Source organism: Sphingorhabdus sp., assembly GCF_044239665.1.
In the GTDB taxonomy this organism is placed as follows: domain Bacteria; phylum Pseudomonadota; class Alphaproteobacteria; order Sphingomonadales; family Sphingomonadaceae; genus Sphingorhabdus_B.
In genome coordinates this window covers 1-15,140 of sequence record NZ_JBIIBA010000037.1, presented here as the reverse complement: position 1 = coordinate 15,140, position 15,140 = coordinate 1, and the positions used below count along the sequence as shown (strand labels likewise).

At 58.1% G+C, this 15,140-nt stretch carries 12 protein-coding genes; 7 read left to right on the top strand and 5 right to left on the bottom strand.

Annotated elements, in window-relative coordinates; translation table 11 throughout:
* Positions 1–217 precede the first annotated feature (217 nt).
* Positions 218–517 carry a hypothetical protein gene (locus ACILP3_RS09825; protein ID WP_395616457.1) on the bottom strand — a complete coding sequence of 100 codons (300 nt, stop codon included), beginning with the start codon at positions 515–517 and terminating at the stop codon, positions 218–220.
* A gap of 754 nt (positions 518–1,271) precedes the next feature.
* Here ACILP3_RS09825 and ACILP3_RS09820 point away from each other — a divergent pair.
* From ACILP3_RS09820 to gloB, 7 genes are all read left to right on the top strand, one after another.
* Positions 1,272–2,360, top strand: a complete 1,089-nt coding sequence (locus ACILP3_RS09820; RefSeq protein ID WP_395616456.1) for a YjgN family protein — start codon at positions 1,272–1,274, stop codon at positions 2,358–2,360.
* Positions 2,361–2,363: 3 nt separating this feature from the next.
* Complete coding sequence (locus tag ACILP3_RS09815; protein WP_395616455.1) at positions 2,364–3,452, top strand: M48 family metallopeptidase; 1,089 nt, start codon at positions 2,364–2,366, stop codon at positions 3,450–3,452.
* A gap of 57 nt (positions 3,453–3,509) precedes the next feature.
* The gene (locus ACILP3_RS09810; protein ID WP_395616454.1) at positions 3,510–3,764 is read left to right on the top strand and encodes a DUF6356 family protein; all 255 of its coding nucleotides are present in this window, start codon (positions 3,510–3,512) and stop codon (positions 3,762–3,764) included.
* A gap of 2 nt (positions 3,765–3,766) precedes the next feature.
* Positions 3,767–4,519 (top strand): alpha/beta hydrolase, encoded by a 753-nt coding sequence (locus tag ACILP3_RS09805; RefSeq protein ID WP_395616459.1) that lies wholly within the window; start codon positions 3,767–3,769, stop codon positions 4,517–4,519.
* A gap of 132 nt (positions 4,520–4,651) precedes the next feature.
* On the top strand, positions 4,652–5,434 hold the full coding sequence (locus tag ACILP3_RS09800) for a tetratricopeptide repeat protein (RefSeq protein ID WP_395616453.1): 783 nt from the start codon (positions 4,652–4,654) through the stop codon (positions 5,432–5,434).
* Positions 5,435–5,519: 85 nt separating this feature from the next.
* Positions 5,520–5,960, top strand: a complete 441-nt coding sequence (locus tag ACILP3_RS09795; RefSeq protein ID WP_395616458.1) for a VOC family protein — start codon at positions 5,520–5,522, stop codon at positions 5,958–5,960.
* Positions 5,961–5,962: 2 nt separating this feature from the next.
* Entirely contained in the window at positions 5,963–6,685 is a 723-nt protein-coding gene (gene gloB, locus ACILP3_RS09790; protein ID WP_395616452.1) for a hydroxyacylglutathione hydrolase, read from the top strand.
* Positions 6,686–6,687: 2 nt separating this feature from the next.
* On the opposite strand, the gene ACILP3_RS09785 is transcribed toward gloB, so the two are convergent.
* From ACILP3_RS09785 to ACILP3_RS09770, 4 genes are all read right to left on the bottom strand, one after another.
* Positions 6,688–10,005, bottom strand: coding sequence for an error-prone DNA polymerase (locus ACILP3_RS09785; RefSeq protein WP_395616451.1), 3,318 nt, complete (start codon positions 10,003–10,005; stop codon positions 6,688–6,690).
* Complete coding sequence (locus tag ACILP3_RS09780) at positions 10,002–11,537, bottom strand: Y-family DNA polymerase (RefSeq protein WP_395616450.1); 1,536 nt, start codon at positions 11,535–11,537, stop codon at positions 10,002–10,004. Before ACILP3_RS09780 ends, ACILP3_RS09785 begins: the two co-directional genes overlap by 4 nt.
* Positions 11,440–12,183: an ImuA family protein gene (locus ACILP3_RS09775; RefSeq protein ID WP_395616449.1), complete on the bottom strand. Its 744-nt coding sequence runs from the start codon at positions 12,181–12,183 to the stop codon at positions 11,440–11,442. The genes ACILP3_RS09780 and ACILP3_RS09775 overlap by 98 nt, the downstream gene beginning before the upstream one ends.
* Positions 12,184–12,392: 209 nt before the next feature.
* Positions 12,393–15,140, bottom strand: a 2,748-nt coding sequence (locus ACILP3_RS09770; RefSeq protein WP_395616448.1) for an amidohydrolase family protein, incomplete at its 5' end; no start/stop codon positions are given.

Below are 15,140 nucleotides of genomic sequence, written 5' to 3'. Positions count from 1 at the left end.
TATCGTCGACCTCTGCTGCGAGGCGTGGAACAAACTCATAGATCAGCCTTGGCGCATTATGACCATCGGCCATCGTAAATGGGCCAGTGAGTTGTGATCAATGCAGGTTGGTATAATGCCTCAAAAACAAAATCATTGGCTGAAGCCAAGCCATACCATGCCAGCGCTAAGCCGATGACAAGTAGAACCCACCCCAATATATTTTTGAGCTTTGCCGTCATACAGTTCGCGGAGATTGCCCAAGAGCGGTGATGCTTTCACTAATGCTCGCCATATAATCTCGTGCGAGCTGCGTTGGTTCCACGAATTTGACACGCTTATCTTTGCTGTCGGTGCGCAAACACACTAGCCCCTTGTCTCGCAGAGCAATTATTCTGCGATAAGCGGTCGGCTGCGAACCGAAGCGTGCATCCGCCATCACTTCGCTTACTGTGATATCATCACGCTCGTGCCATTTCACGATAAGTGCATCTAGCAGCAGACCCTCTTCTCCATTTAAGGTATCAAAGGGTGACATTTGCCTAATTGCATTAAGCATATTGAGCAATCGCACAAAGGAGGGTGGTGGCGGTCTAGTCATGACACTTATCCCTTTTTCGCTTCATCATTGCACAATATATAAAATATTTTCAATTGTGAAAGTATTTGCTTGCGGTGCAGATGCCTTGCGCAGTATTTGGCAATTATGAAAGTTCGTAAAGCGTTCTAACATCGTGTCAAACTAGCATTTTCGACTGATTCATGAACGGGAGCATGATGCACGAATGAGAAAGCAGGCGCGGATCGGAATATGATACTCAAAGCCATAAGACGCATCTTGTTTTGTAGCCGAAACGCGCACGTCCGCAGTCGCAAACATGCAAAGGTGGGTGGACGTTATCCGATCTCGCAATGCCATTATTGCGGAATAGCTATGGTCAAACGCGCCAACGGCAGATGGGAAGTTGATGATACGTAATTACGAGATTCAATCGGGTGACATTGCTTGAATGACCCACGGAGCATATTGTATTGCTCTTAACTTAACCCAGCTGTCTAATGATGGCTGGGTTTTTTTGTCACCATAACAGAGATACAATTCGGCCCTCCTTACAAGGCGCCGTCATGTTTTATTGGGCGAGACAATAATCTTATCGTAGCACTGATGCTACCTGCATGTTTTGACGGCGGATAAGAGCTGACTCACTATCTCCTTCAAAGTAAAGCCTTTGTTGACAAAGTATCCGTTTTGCCCGCATGTTTGGCGCATCGCAAATGGGGGGCAAAAATCGATGAACGACGAACAATTACAACCGCATAGCGCCTTTCGCTTCCACGGAAGCTGGCAGGAATTTGCGCGCATTGCCTTTCCCAATTTGTTGCTGACCATTGTCACACTTGGCATTTACCGTTTTTGGGCGACGACGCGCGAGCGCGAATATTTGTGGGGCAAGACTGATTTCATCGACGAACGTCTGGAATGGACGGGCCGCGGGATGGAGCTTTTTATCGGCTTCATCATGGTGTTTTTGCTCATCGGCTTGCCGCTGATTGTCATTCAATTGGTGACGCAGGGCCTGATTTTTCAGGGCTTGCCCCTATTGGCCGGACTGCTGACGCTTACCATGTTCGTCTTATTATTCTACCTGACGGGCGTCGCCTATTTCCGCGCGCTGCGCTATCGGTTGAGCCGCACTTATTGGCGCGGCATTCGCGGCGGCAGTGATGACCCCGGTTTCCAATATGGGCTGTCCTATATGTGGAAAACCGTGCTTGGTTGGCTGCCGATATTCCTGATGGCGCCATGGGCGATGATATCCTTGTGGAACGACCGGTGGAACGCGATGAGCTTTGGCCCGCACCGTTTCAGCGCGACCGCGCAATGGACACCGCTGATGAAGCGGTATTTATTATTCTATCTCGTGCCGTTTCTCTTGTTTGTCGGGGCTTTGATTTTCGGCTTCAGCATGGCCCATTCGGGTAGCACGCCTGACGCTTTGGCCGGCACGGGTATGGCGATCGGCGCTATCGTCGCCGTTGTTGCGCTGCTGTCGTTATACGTCCTCATCCCGCTCGTCGCGTTAATATTCTACAGCAAATATTTCCGTCTGGCGGTCGGTGGCTTGCGGTTGCACACGCTGGAATTTGAATTTAACGCGCGCGCGGTGGACTGGATCTTGTTCTTTTTGGGCAATATCGCGATCATCATCTGCACCTTGGGCATTGGCTATATCTTCATGCCCTATCGCAACTGGAAATTCTTCGTCGACCATATGGAAGCTTATGGCGAGATCAATATTGAGGAACTGACCCAGTCCCAGACCATATTGGAAAAACATGGCGAAGGCTTGCTTGATGCCTTTGACGTGGGGGCGATCTAACACATGTCCACATTCTTCACCGCCGCGCATTATGACGGCCAAAAAGCGGTTAAGCGCAATGTCGAAGTAGAAGTCATTGGTCCGCAATTTTATGTGGTGGAGAATGCATGGCGCAGCGGGCCCTTTGCCTTTGCCGATGTCGCATATGTGACCAAGCAGGGGGAGACCGATGTCTATGGCCTTGACGGCCATGATGGGTGGCGGTTGATGCCGTCGGGGCCAATACCGGCGGACTTGATGGCTTTGTTACCTGCGTCGCGCAGATATGGCAGTTGGGTGGACCGGCTTGGGCTGGGTAAGGCGGCGATTGCCTTTGCGCTGACCAGTGCAGCGGCCGTTGCGGTGGTGTTGTTCAGCCCCCAGTGGCTGGCCCCGTTGATCCCCGACAGTGTCGACGACCGTTTGGGCGATGCATTGGTGGGTGATTTTGGCGGCCGTTTTTGCGCGACACCAGCGGGCGATGCCGCGCTCCAAAAACTGGTCGCATCGCTTGATGATGCGCCGCAAGATTTGCGGGTGGAGGTGGCGAATATCGATATGCTGAACGCGGTGGCCCTGCCCGGCGGCAATGTCATCTTGTTCGACGGCCTGCTGAAACAAGCGCGCTCGCCCGATGAGGTTGCGGGCGTCTTGGCCCATGAAATCGGCCATGTCCGCGAAAAACATGTGATGCAGGCGCTGTTGCGGCAAATGGGGCTTGCGGTGGCGCTGGGCGGTGTGGACGGCAACAGCGGCGCTGTGGTCAACAATATGCTGGCGATGAGCTATAGCCGCAATGCCGAGGCGGAGGCCGATGCGTATTCGATGCAGGCGCTGGGCAACGCCAATATCTCGCCTGTTGGCACGGCGTCCTTCTTTGACCGGCTGTCCGCGCTGGATGGCAGTGCTGGCGTGGTAAAAGACGATGCAGACATTACCGGCTATTTATCCAGCCACCCGCTTTCGACATCGCGCAAAGACGCGTTTGAAAAGAGCATGGTGAAAGGCAAAAATTACAAGCCAGCGCTGACGCCGTCAGAATGGACCGAGCTGAAAACTATGTGCACGCAGGATCGCAAAGCGAAATCGGGCTTGGGCTTTGATTTTAACTAACGATCACGTTACACTCAGGCCAATCGCCCACCGCAGCATCCGATAAGGAAAACCCATATGTTCAACCGTCTGTTTGTCGATCATCCCAAAAGCGTCGATGAAAGTTACGGTGCGCATTTTGGCGTTGCCAGCCGCTTTGGGTTTGCGATGATTTGGGGCGGGATGAAGGCGCTGGTGCATGCGGTCATCCCCGGCCTGTGCATCACATCGGGCAGCGATACGGTGAAGCGCCTGAACCATATCATGGTCGAACAACGCCGGGCCAAGGGGCAGGATGTCACGCAAATGATGACCGTCGACTGGGTCATTTGACGCTGTTGGAACCAGCTGCTCAATGTGTGACGCGCGCCGATGGCGTGCGCTTGGCCTATCGGCATTTGCCGGGGCGTGGGCCAACTTTGGTTTTCTTGCCCGGATATAAATCGGACATGCAAGGCGGCAAGGCGCAGGCTTTGGCCGCTTGGGCGGCAGCGCAAGGTATGGCGATGCTTCGGTTGGATTATTCCGGCTGCGGCGAGAGCGAGGGCGCGTTTGAAGATGGCACGCTCGATATCTGGCGCGACGATGTTCTGGCGGTGCTGGCCGAGGCGAACGTTGGGCCGCTGATCTTGATTGGTTCGTCCATGGGCGGGTGGCTCATGCTGTTGGTGGCCGAGGCGCTGGGGAAACAAGTCACCGCGATGGTCGGCATCGCCGCCGCCCCCGATTTCACCGACTGGGATTTTGATGCCGCCGACCGCGCGACCATCGCCGCCAATGGCCGCATCGAACGGCCCAGCGATTATGGCTATGACCCGATGGTCATCACGCGCGGTTTTTGGCAATCGGGGCAAGCCAATTTAAAGTTGGCGGGCGAGGTTGCGATTGATTGCCCCGTGCGGTTGATCCACGGGCAATGCGACCCCGATGTGCCGTGGGAGACGTCCTTCAAGCTGGCAGATGCGCTTCGTTCATCCGATGTGCAGACGATATTGGTAAAGGATGGCGATCACCGGCTTTCACGGGATCAGGATATTGCTTTGCTGATTGATGTTGTTGGTAAGCTGGCAAGGTCCATTAGGATTTAAGCCGTCATGCTGAACTCGTTTCACCACTGGTGACTGACGTTCCAGCATCCATCGTGCCACGCGACCGGCAGTTCAGGTTGGTCAATGGTCCCTGAAACAAGTTCAGGGTGACTGCCATATTTAGGATTCCCCATGTTTCTCTTTCCCCTCTTTCTCCTCCAGGCCGCGCCCCCCGCTGCGCAACCGCTTCCGACTTTGGAAGAGGTGCAGTTCACCGAATGCCTGACGCTCGCCAGCAAAGATCCTGCATCGGCGATATCTAGCGCGAGTCTATGGGCGCAGCAAAAGGGCGGCTATCTTGCGCGCGCCTGCCATGGCTTTGCGCTGGCGAGCGATTTTAAATTTGACCTTGCGGTACCTATGCTGACCGAGGCGGCGACGTTGGCGGATGCCAAGGGCGACCCCCGCGCTGCGCGTTTCTGGGCACAAGCGGGCAATGCGGCCATCGCGGCGGGGCAGCCAGATGTCGCCATCGACGCGCTCGGCAAGGCGCTGGCGTCTAAGTCTCTCGACAATCATGAACGCGCCGATAGCGAAGTCGACCGTGCGCGGGCATTTGTGGCTTTGGGCAAAAGCGCCGATGGCGAAGCCGCCTTGGCAACGGCGCGGCAGTTGGCGCCCGAAAATGGCGCGGCATGGTTGTTGTCGGCGACCTTGGCCCGGCGGTTGAACAAATTGCCCGATGCGCTGGCGTTCATTCAAACCTCTGCCGCGTTGCTGCCCAGCGATCCGGCGGTGGCGTTGGAGGCAGGCAATATCGCGGTTGCCGCAGGGGACGACGATACCGCGCGCAAGCAATGGGAACAGGCCATTAAGATCGGGCCCAATAGTCGGCAGGCCGCGACCGCAACGGCACAGCTTGCGGCTTTAGCGGCAGCGACGCCTGCACCGACTAGCGAGCCTCAGTCCAGATAGCCGGATTGCGTGTGCCCCTTGCATGGACAGCGGCCAAGGTTCATGGCTATGTCGCAAACAACGCGCTTTTGTGAATGGAATGACAATGCCGATAACCTATCTGCACAGCATGATCCGTGTTACCGACCCCGATGCAACGGTCGCTTTTTTCAAGCTGATCGGGCTAGAGGAAGTGCGCCGTTTTGACAGTGAGGCCGGGCGCTTCACATTGATCTTTTTGGCGGCACCAGGCCAAGCGGGCCTTGCCGAGGTGGAGTTGACGCACAACTGGCCCCCGGCAGATGGCAGCGCGCCGGAGGCATATGACGGCGGACGCAATTTTGGCCATTTGGCCTATCGCGTTGATGATATTTACGCGACCTGTCAGCGGTTGATGGATGCAGGGGTGACGATTAACCGCCCGCCACGCGACGGGCATATGGCCTTTGTGCGGACCCCCGACGGCATTTCGATTGAGCTGCTGCAAGACGGTAATCTTCCACCTGCGGAACCTTGGGTCAGCATGCCCAATGTCGGGGCGTGGTGAATATGCTGGAGATTGTTCGGATTCCTGTGCTGTCGGACAATTATGTCTGGCTGGTGCATGAGGCGCAAAGCGGGGAGACTCTCGTGGTCGATCCGGCGGTGGCAGCCCCTGTCTTGGCGGCAGCCGAAGAGCGCGGCTGGACGATCACGCAGATCTGGAACACGCATTGGCATCCCGACCATGTCGGCGGCAATGCAGAGATTAAGGCGGCGACGGGCTGCGTCATCACGGGGCCTGCGGATGAAGCCACGCGGATACCGACCTTGGATGTGCATGTGCGCGGCGGGGATGTTGTCCAGTTGGGTGACGTGCGCGCGACCGTGATTGATGTGCCCGCCCATACCGCTGGACATATCGCGTATCATTTCGCGACCGCGCAAGCCGCCTTTGTCGGCGATACCTTATTCGCGATGGGCTGTGGCCGATTGTTCGAAGGCACCGCAGCGCAAATGTATGACAATATGCGTAAGCTGGAGGCTTTGGGCGACAATACCGCGATTTATTGCGCGCATGAATATACGCTCAGCAATGCCCGCTTTGCGGTGACGGTCGAACCGGACAATGCCGATCTTGCCGCGCGGCTGGCCGATGTCATTGCCCATCGCGAACGTGGCGCGGCGACGGTGCCGACGACGATTGCGCTGGAACGCGCCACCAACCCGTTCATGCGGGCGGTGTCAGTGGAAGAACTCGCCGCACGCCGCGCCGCCAAGGACGCCGCCTGACCCTAATGAAAATCCCGTGACTTGGGCAAAAGGCGGACATTGCGTGGATGGCCGTGGCGCGGATAGACAGGCTGGGCAAATTCGTCCGACCGGCTGAGTGGCACATTGGCATCATGGTCATGCGACAGGCGCTCCAACTCATGCGATCGGTCGGTTATCGTCGTCGCCATCAGGTGCACCACGCCCTCCTTGCTGCGTTGCACCTCCCCTTCAATCACCATCAACCGTGCCGCCATGACGGCGCGGCGTTGCCGTTCGAACAGGCGCGACCACAGTAACGCATTGGTGACGCCGGTTTCATCCTCAATCGTGATGAAAATGGCATTGCCCTTCCCCGGCCTTTGCCGTGTCAGCACAACACCGGCGGTTTTAACGCGTGTGCCATGCTTTGCTGTATCGGTCTGCGCGCAGGTCGATATGCCCTCGGCGGCGAACAGGTCGCGTAAGAACGCCATCGGGTGCCCCTTCAGCGACAATCGCGTCATGTGATAATCGGCGGCGACATGTTCGCTGATGGGCATGATGGGCAAGGCGATTTCGGCCTCCTGCGCCAATTCCCGTGCATCTGCCGCTGCAAATAAAGGCAATTCATCCGACGGCGTGCGCCGCGCTTCCCAGCCACCTTCGCGCCGGTCCAAGCCAAGCGAGCGCACGGCATCGGCATCCGCCAGCATATGCAAGGCGCGGGGCGGCAATTTTGCCTTGCGCGCCAATTCTTCCAGCGAAGCAAAGGGCCGCGCGGCTGCAATGGCCAAAGCCCAATCTTGCTGGAACCCGCTGATCTGCCGGAAACCAAGCCGCAAGGCACCGGCCTCGATGCTATTGTCCCAAGTGCTGAAATTGACATCAATGGTGCGGACATCGACCTTGTGCCGCTGCGCATCCTGCACAAGCTGCGCTGGCGCGTAGAAACCCATGGGCTGCGAATTGAGCAAGGCGGCGGTAAAAATCGCCGGATGATGGCATTTCAACCAAGAGGAAATATAGACCAAATGGGCAAAGGCCTGGGCATGGCTTTCGGGAAAACCATAGCTGCCAAAACCTTCAATCTGTTTGTAGCAGCGTTCGGCGAAATCCTGCTGATATCCGCGCTGCACCATGCCATGGATCATCTTATCCTTATATTGCGGCATAGTGCCCGAATTGCGGAAGGTCGCCATTGCGCGGCGCAGGCCATTGGCCTCATCCGGCGTAAATGCGGCGGCGACCATCGCCAGCTTCATTGCCTGTTCCTGAAACAAGGGCACACCATAAGTGCGGTACAAAATATCGTGCAGCTCATGGGGGTCATGTGGCGGGGCGGGGGAGGGATATTCAACCTTCTCCTCTCCATTGCGCCGCCGTAAATAAGGGTGAACCATATCGCCCTCAATCGGGCCGGGGCGGACAATCGCGATCTGGATGACAAGGTCGTAAAATTCCTTGGGCTTTAGGCGCGGTAGCATGTTGATTTGCGCGCGGCTTTCGACTTGGAATGTGCCGATGCTGTCGCCCTTTTGCAGCATGGCATAGACCGCTGGGTCTTCGGCTGGAACGCTGTCCAAGGTGTAATCTCCGCCGCCTGTCTGCCGCAACATTTCGAAGCTTTTGCGGATGCAGGTCAGCATGCCCAATGCCAAGATATCAACCTTCAATAGGTTCAGCGCGTCGATATCATCCTTGTCCCATTCGATGAAGGTCCGGTCTGCCATCGCGCCATTGTGGATCGGCACGGTTTCATCCAGACGGTTTTCGGTGAGGACATAGCCGCCGACATGTTGCGACAAATGGCGGGGGAAATCGAGCAATTGGCCGACAAAGGCATGTAGTCGGGCGATTTGCGGGTTGTCGGGGTCAAACCCTGCCTCAATCAAGCGCGCCTCGGGCAAGTCCCTGCCAAAGCTGCCCCAGACGGTGCCCGCCAGCCGCGCGGTGACATCTTCGGTCAGGCCAATGGCCTTGCCCACCTCGCGCACGGTGCTGCGCGGGCGATAATGGATGACCGTCGCGGCAATGCCCGCGCGGTGCCGCTTAAACCGGCGATAGACATATTGCATCACCTCCTCACGCCGTTCATGTTCGAAATCGACGTCAATATCCGGGGGTTCGTCACGCTCTTCGGATAGAAAACGTGAGAATAAAAGATTGTTGGCCACAGGGTCTACCGATGTGATGCCCAATAAATAGCAAATCACCGAATTGGCGGCAGAGCCACGACCCTGACACAGGATCGGCGGGTCTTGCGACCGCGCAAACTGGACAATGTCATGGACCGTCAGGAAATAGCAGGCGTAATTTTTTTGGCGCACCAACGTGAATTCTTCGTCCAGCGCGCGGACCCATTTGGGCGGCAGGCCATTGGGGTGCCGCCGCTCGGCTTCGCTGCGCACCAGATGTTCCAGCCAGTCCTGCGGCGCCCACCCGTCTGGCACCGGCTCATGCGGATATTCATATTTCAACTGGCTGAGGTCAAATGCGATTTGGTTGAGCAGCTTTTGGCTTTCTGCAACCGCTTCGGGCGCGTGGGCGAACAGCCGCATTATTTCGGCGGGTGATTTGAGATAGCGTTCAGCATTCGCCTCCAAACGGGTTCCGGCCTGATCCACTGACACGCCTAAGCGGATCGCGGTCAGCACATCATGCAATGGCCGTGCGGCGCTATCGGCATAAAGCGCGTCATTGACGGCAAGGATCGGCACCCCGCATTGCGTGGCTAAGGCGCGCTGTTCCTCCAGCCTGCGTCGGTCCTTGCCCCGTCCATGCATCATTATCCCAAGCCAGACCCTGTCGGGTGCAAGCTTTGCCAGCCGCAGCAGCACTTCATCCAAATCGGCGGGTGTGGTTTCCACCAAACGCAATTTCTCGTCACCATCGGCATGGCTATATGCGAGGGGATTTTTATGCGGGTTGGTCTCTTCGGCGGTCGACTGCGGCAATATGATCAGCAGCAAATCCTCCAAATATCCTGCCAGATCATCAAAGTGCAATATGCACCCGCCCTTGTTGGAACGCATATTGCCGACCGTCAGCAACCGTGTCAGCCGCCCCCAACCCTTGCGGTTTTGGGGATAGACAACAATGTCAGGCGTGCCATCGGCAAAGACCAAGCGGCTGCCCGTGACCAGACGGAAGCTTTGCGGCAGCGCATTTTCGGCCTTTGCCTTTTTGACCGCGACCCATGCGCGGACAACGCCCGCCACGCTGTTCCGGTCGGCTATACCAATGGCGTTCAAGCCAAGCGCTGCTGCCTGCAACACCATCTCGGCAGGATGTGACGCGCCGCGCAGGAAAGAATAATTGGTTGCCGCAACCAGCTCTGCATAGACAAAGCCGTGCGTCATGCGAACAGCCCGTGCAGATACCAAATGGGCGCGTCGGTTTCGGAATATAGGCCATGGCGAAACAACCAGAACCGCCGCCCTTCACTGTCCTCCACACGGTAATAATCGCGCGTTGGCCCGCCTTTGCCCGGTTCATGCCCCGCCTTGCGCCGCCACCATTCGGCGGCAATACGTTCGGGCCCTTCATAGGCGACAATATGGTGCAGATTTTTGCGCCAACGAAACTGGCGCGGCGGGCCATCGGGAATGGAGGCCAAAGCCTCCACCTGTTGCGGCGTTTCGAACAAGCGAAAGGGGCGCATGGGTGGTTCGGCCTCAGTCGCGTGCGGCCAATCCTTTTGCGGCTGGCCGGATTGCGCCGCGCATTCGACGGCGGCGCGTTCCGGGATATGGCTGCTGCGTTCTGCAAAATGGCGCACGCGGTCGTGGCCCAGCCGTGCGCTTAGCCGGTCAATCAATGCGGCGGTTTGCGCCGACCTGTCGACTTTCGTTTCCAACCCCGCCTGCGATGGCAGCAAAATATCCGCCGTCGGCACGCTGAGTTGCATGCGGTCATATCCAAAGCCGGGGTCAAGCGGGTCCGACAGCGTGTCAATCCGTTCGCGGATCAACCGCATCAACAAGGCGGAGTCGCGCGTCGGCGCGCCTGTGTCGACCGCGAGCCGCGCGACATGGCCATCGCTGCGAAACAGGCTGACTTCAAACCGGCGGCCACCTTGGCTGCGGTCATTCAACTGCGCGGCGGCTTGGTGGGTCAGCGCCGCGATGGTGTCGAGAACGTCATGGGTGCGCGATATGGGTTCGGCAAAATTCTGCGTGACGGTGATGACGGGCACATGGCGGCGCGGGGTGATGCGCGCATCCTCTTCTTCCAATAGCCGCGCCAGTTTGACGACGGTCGCCTTGCCAAAGCGGGCGGCAAAGGGTTTGCGCGGGCGGCAGGCCAAGTCCTTCAATGTTTTCAGGCCCGCACGGCGTAGTGCCTGATGCACCTTGGCGCCTGCATCCAACGCCTCAACGGGCAAAGCGTGAATCGCCGATTTGGCATAAATTGCCTTGGCCCGCGCACTGTCAGGGGTGGCGCCCAAGGCAATTTGGGCCGTGAGGCCATGGCGGCGCAAGCGTTGCTTCAGGTCCTTGGCCAAGCGCAGCTCATCCCCGCCAAAGGGATAGGTGCAGCCCGTGATGTCGATTAACAGCCCTTGCGGCGGGTCAAGCATGCAGGCCGGGCTATAGCGTTCGCACCCATCGGCCAGCCAGCCAAGCAAGGCGATGTCCGCCGCCGGGTCATGGTCAAATACCGCAAGATCAGGCACGCGCGCACGGGCATCGGCCAGTGCCATGCCCGCGCTTAAGCCAAGCGCGAGCGCCGCCGAATCGCAGGCCGCGAGCCGCATCGCCCCGCTTTGCTTTTCGACCATCGCAAAGGGCGTGTCAGGCGCGGAACCTGTGCTGCGGATCAGCCTCTGCGTCGGTAATAGGGGCAGAAAGACCGCCAGATAGCGGCGTGTCAAAAAAGCTTCGTGTTGCATGATCCCAAGTTACTCTTGCCGCAAAGGGTGCTGTGCCGCCGCGATGGCGCAGAAGGCGGAGGTCAAAGGTTGGAAGGCCGGGCGCATTGCCCATTAAGGGCACCGATGGCGCAGAACATATCTGCCAGCGTGTGCTGGCCGCGCTGGGCATCGGCACAGCATCGCCGCGCACCAGTAACGCCAATACGCCACTTTCCGCCGCTGCGAGCGCCAGACGCCGAGTCGATGTCAGGTCCACCAAACGGGCATTGCCATGGGTTTCCAAGATGACCGCGCGCGCCGCCTTTGACCGGATAGTGTCGGCTGCTGCCCGCAGGGCGTCGCGCAAATCCGCGGTTTGGACCAGCAATATCTGTGCAGGATTGCCGCCCATCGCCGATAACCCAAGCGGATAGAGCCGCCCCGACGTCTGGCGTTCCTTGTCGCCTGTTATCCAGAATATGCGCGCATCACTTTCGGGCAAGCGCCATGCCAGCAGCAGCGCAAATGCGGCGGCGGCATAAGAATCGGCCTTTGCCCCGCCGAAAAATTCGTGCAGCCCGGCTTGGGCGATGCCGCCGCGCAATCGTTCGTCGACTTGGGGCGTGCCAATGGGCAGTAAGGATTGCGACCCATTTGGCTGATATTGCTTCCATGCACTATGCACAGAAGGAAAAGCCGCTGTTGGTAGAATCGCCTTTATGTTCATGTTTTGTTCTATACTGCATTTTGCAGCAATGTGGAGTCGGCTTTTTCTCCTGAAATGATTGGGCTGCACGTCGCATCGCGACTCACAAGCGCGACCGCGATTGGCAGATGATTTTCCAGCCCGGGACTATGCACCCGGGCCAGAAAATGTTGCGCGTCGGGCGAAGCTTACTCCCAATAATAAGGCAGTCGCTTGCGTGTTCCGGTGACCTCTTCGTTCAGCGTGGCTGCGTCATATAGGCGGCCACCGATCATGACCTTTGCGACCTTGTCCGAATTGCGGATGTCAACGCTTGGGTCGGCATCCAGGATGACGAGATCAGCCAGCTTGCCTGCGGCGATGGAGCCCACATCCTTGTCATAGCCCAACGAGCGTGCAGACTCGATGGTGCCCGCGGCGAGCGCCTCAACAGGGGACATGCCGCCACGGACGAAGGACCAAAGCTCCCAATGCGCGGCGATGCCCGCCTCTTGGCCATGTGCGCCGATGGAGACAGGAACGCCCAGCTTGGCCAGCTTATGTGCCTCCCGCGCGCTGTTGTCGTCGACATAATCCTCTTCCGGCGCAATTTCGCGGCGGGCATTATTGGCCGCAAGCTCGGTCGGCGGATAATGCTTCGCCATTAATGGATGCCGGAACACATCGGTGTGTGCCCGCCAATAAGGGTCGCCCGCTGGGCCGCCATAGGTCACCACAAGCGTCGGCGTATAACCCACTTTCGACTTGGAGTAGAATTGCAGCACATCATCATAGAAGATGTCGAGCGGGATATTATGCTCAAGCGTGGTGTTGCCATCGGCGATCAGGTTCATGTCCATACCGAACAGCGAACCCCCTTCGGCGACCGAGCGCATATTCTCCTGCAGTGCGGCGGCCACCACTTGCTGACGCTGTTCACGGCGCGGCTGGTTGTAGTTTTTGACGCTGTGCGCGCCTTGCGCTTTCAACCGCCGGACATGCGCCAGCGCATCATCCAGGCCGTTGATTTCGGCGTAGACGTCTGCGGCCTTGGCACCATAAACGATCTCGCCCGTTGAGAAGGAGCGTGGTCCAAGCAAGAGGCCAGCCCGCTGCATCTCCAACGCGGGGAACACGGTGGCGGCGCTGCTTGAGGGGTCATGGCGCGTGGTAATGCCCATGGCAAGGTTGAGCATATTCACCCAATTTTGCTGCGGCGTCATTTCGTCCACGCCATAAGGGCCATGGGCATGGGCATCGACAAGGCCGGGAATGATCGTCTTGCCAGCGACATCAACGGTCTTGGCGCCCGCAGGAATGGCGAAGTCGCCCATTTTGCCAACGGCCTTAATCCGGTCATTTTCGACCAAGATCACGGCATTGTCGATTATTCCGCCGCTCTTGTCCGCCATGGTGACAACGCGCGCGCCGGTGAAGGCAACGATGCCACTTGGGCGGTCGGAGTTGACCGTGATGGAAAGCGATACGCCTTCCTTCGGCGGGGCAAATTTGACGGGCTTGGCGTCCTTGGCCAACGGGCCATTGGGATAGAAAGCATTGGTCTCCGCCGCGTAAAGCATCGGCCCAATTGCCCAATGCAAGGCGTCGCCATTGCGGCTCCAATGCATATAATCCGCGCCGCCGTTGCTGACCTTTACAACGGGAAGCGCACTGCCCGATGCCGAAGCGGTCACATCCTGCGTGCCTGGCATAAGGGGCATGACAAAGGCTTCGTAATTTTGGCGGAAGGCGAAATTATTGCCATCGGGCGACACTTCGTAAATCGTGGTCAGCTCGCCGCTGGCATGGTTACGCTTGGCTTCGCCGTTCATATCCACGCTGACGAGCATGCGCTTGTTCGCGCCCGATTCTGTGTAAAACATCCGGTCGTTGGACGCGCCGAAATGCGGTGTGGTTCCCGCCGAGGTGACGCGCGTCGCCGGCCCGCCCGTCGCGGGCATACGGTAAATGCCCGGTTGGTCCGAACGCAAGGGCGAGGTTAGCCTGCCGCCTTCCTGCTTTTCAAAGACGATCGTCTTGCCATCGGGCGAGAAACGCGGGCGGGCATAATGGCCGGGCTGCGCCGTTGCCTTTTTGGGCGTGCCGCCGCTTGCGCTGATGGTGTGGATGTTGCCAAGGCCCTTATCGGTCCAATGGACATAAGCGATGCTTTTGCCGTCGCGCGACCAAGTGGGATAGGCCTCCATGCCGGTATCGGACGTGGTCAGGCGTCGTGCCGTGCCACCGGCTGCGGACTTGACCCATAATTTGCCCATGGTTTCGAACAGGATAGTCCGGCCATCTGGCGAGGTAACTGGACCACGCGGCATTTTGGTTTCGAAGCTGGTCGGCGCGACTTCAATTTGCGGCAGCGGCGGGTCAATCATATCGCGCGTGTCCGAAATGCGGAACGGGATGACGCTCGACGCGCCGCTTGGCCAATCAACCTTGCGGATCTTGCCGCCGGCCCAGAAATAGATGGTCTTGCTATCGGGCGACCAATCCATATTGGGATAGACGCCGGTAACGGCCCAGGTTTCTTGCACATCTTGATCCAGCGCATCATAAATCTTGCGCTCTTCGCCCGTGCTGAGGTCCTTCACATATAATTTGGACTGCGTCCGCTCGCGGCGAACAAAGGCGATTTTCTGGCCGTCGGGCGAAGGGGTGGGGCGGACCGATCCGCCCACGCCTGATACCGCTGTTTCGGTTTTGCCGGTTTCGATGTCATAGCTTTCAATATCGAAAATCTGGCCGTTGGAATCCTGCGCATATTGGAAAATTGGGCCCGGCGTGATGTTGCGCGTATAATAAATATGCCGACCATCGGGCGCAAATATTGGCTCGCCCAGTTCCTTCTGGTGCTGCTCATTTGGCCGCTTGACCAACAAGACGCCAGCGCCGCCCGAGACATGGTAGAGCCAGATTTCGCCTGTTCCCAGCGAACGACCGGTGGT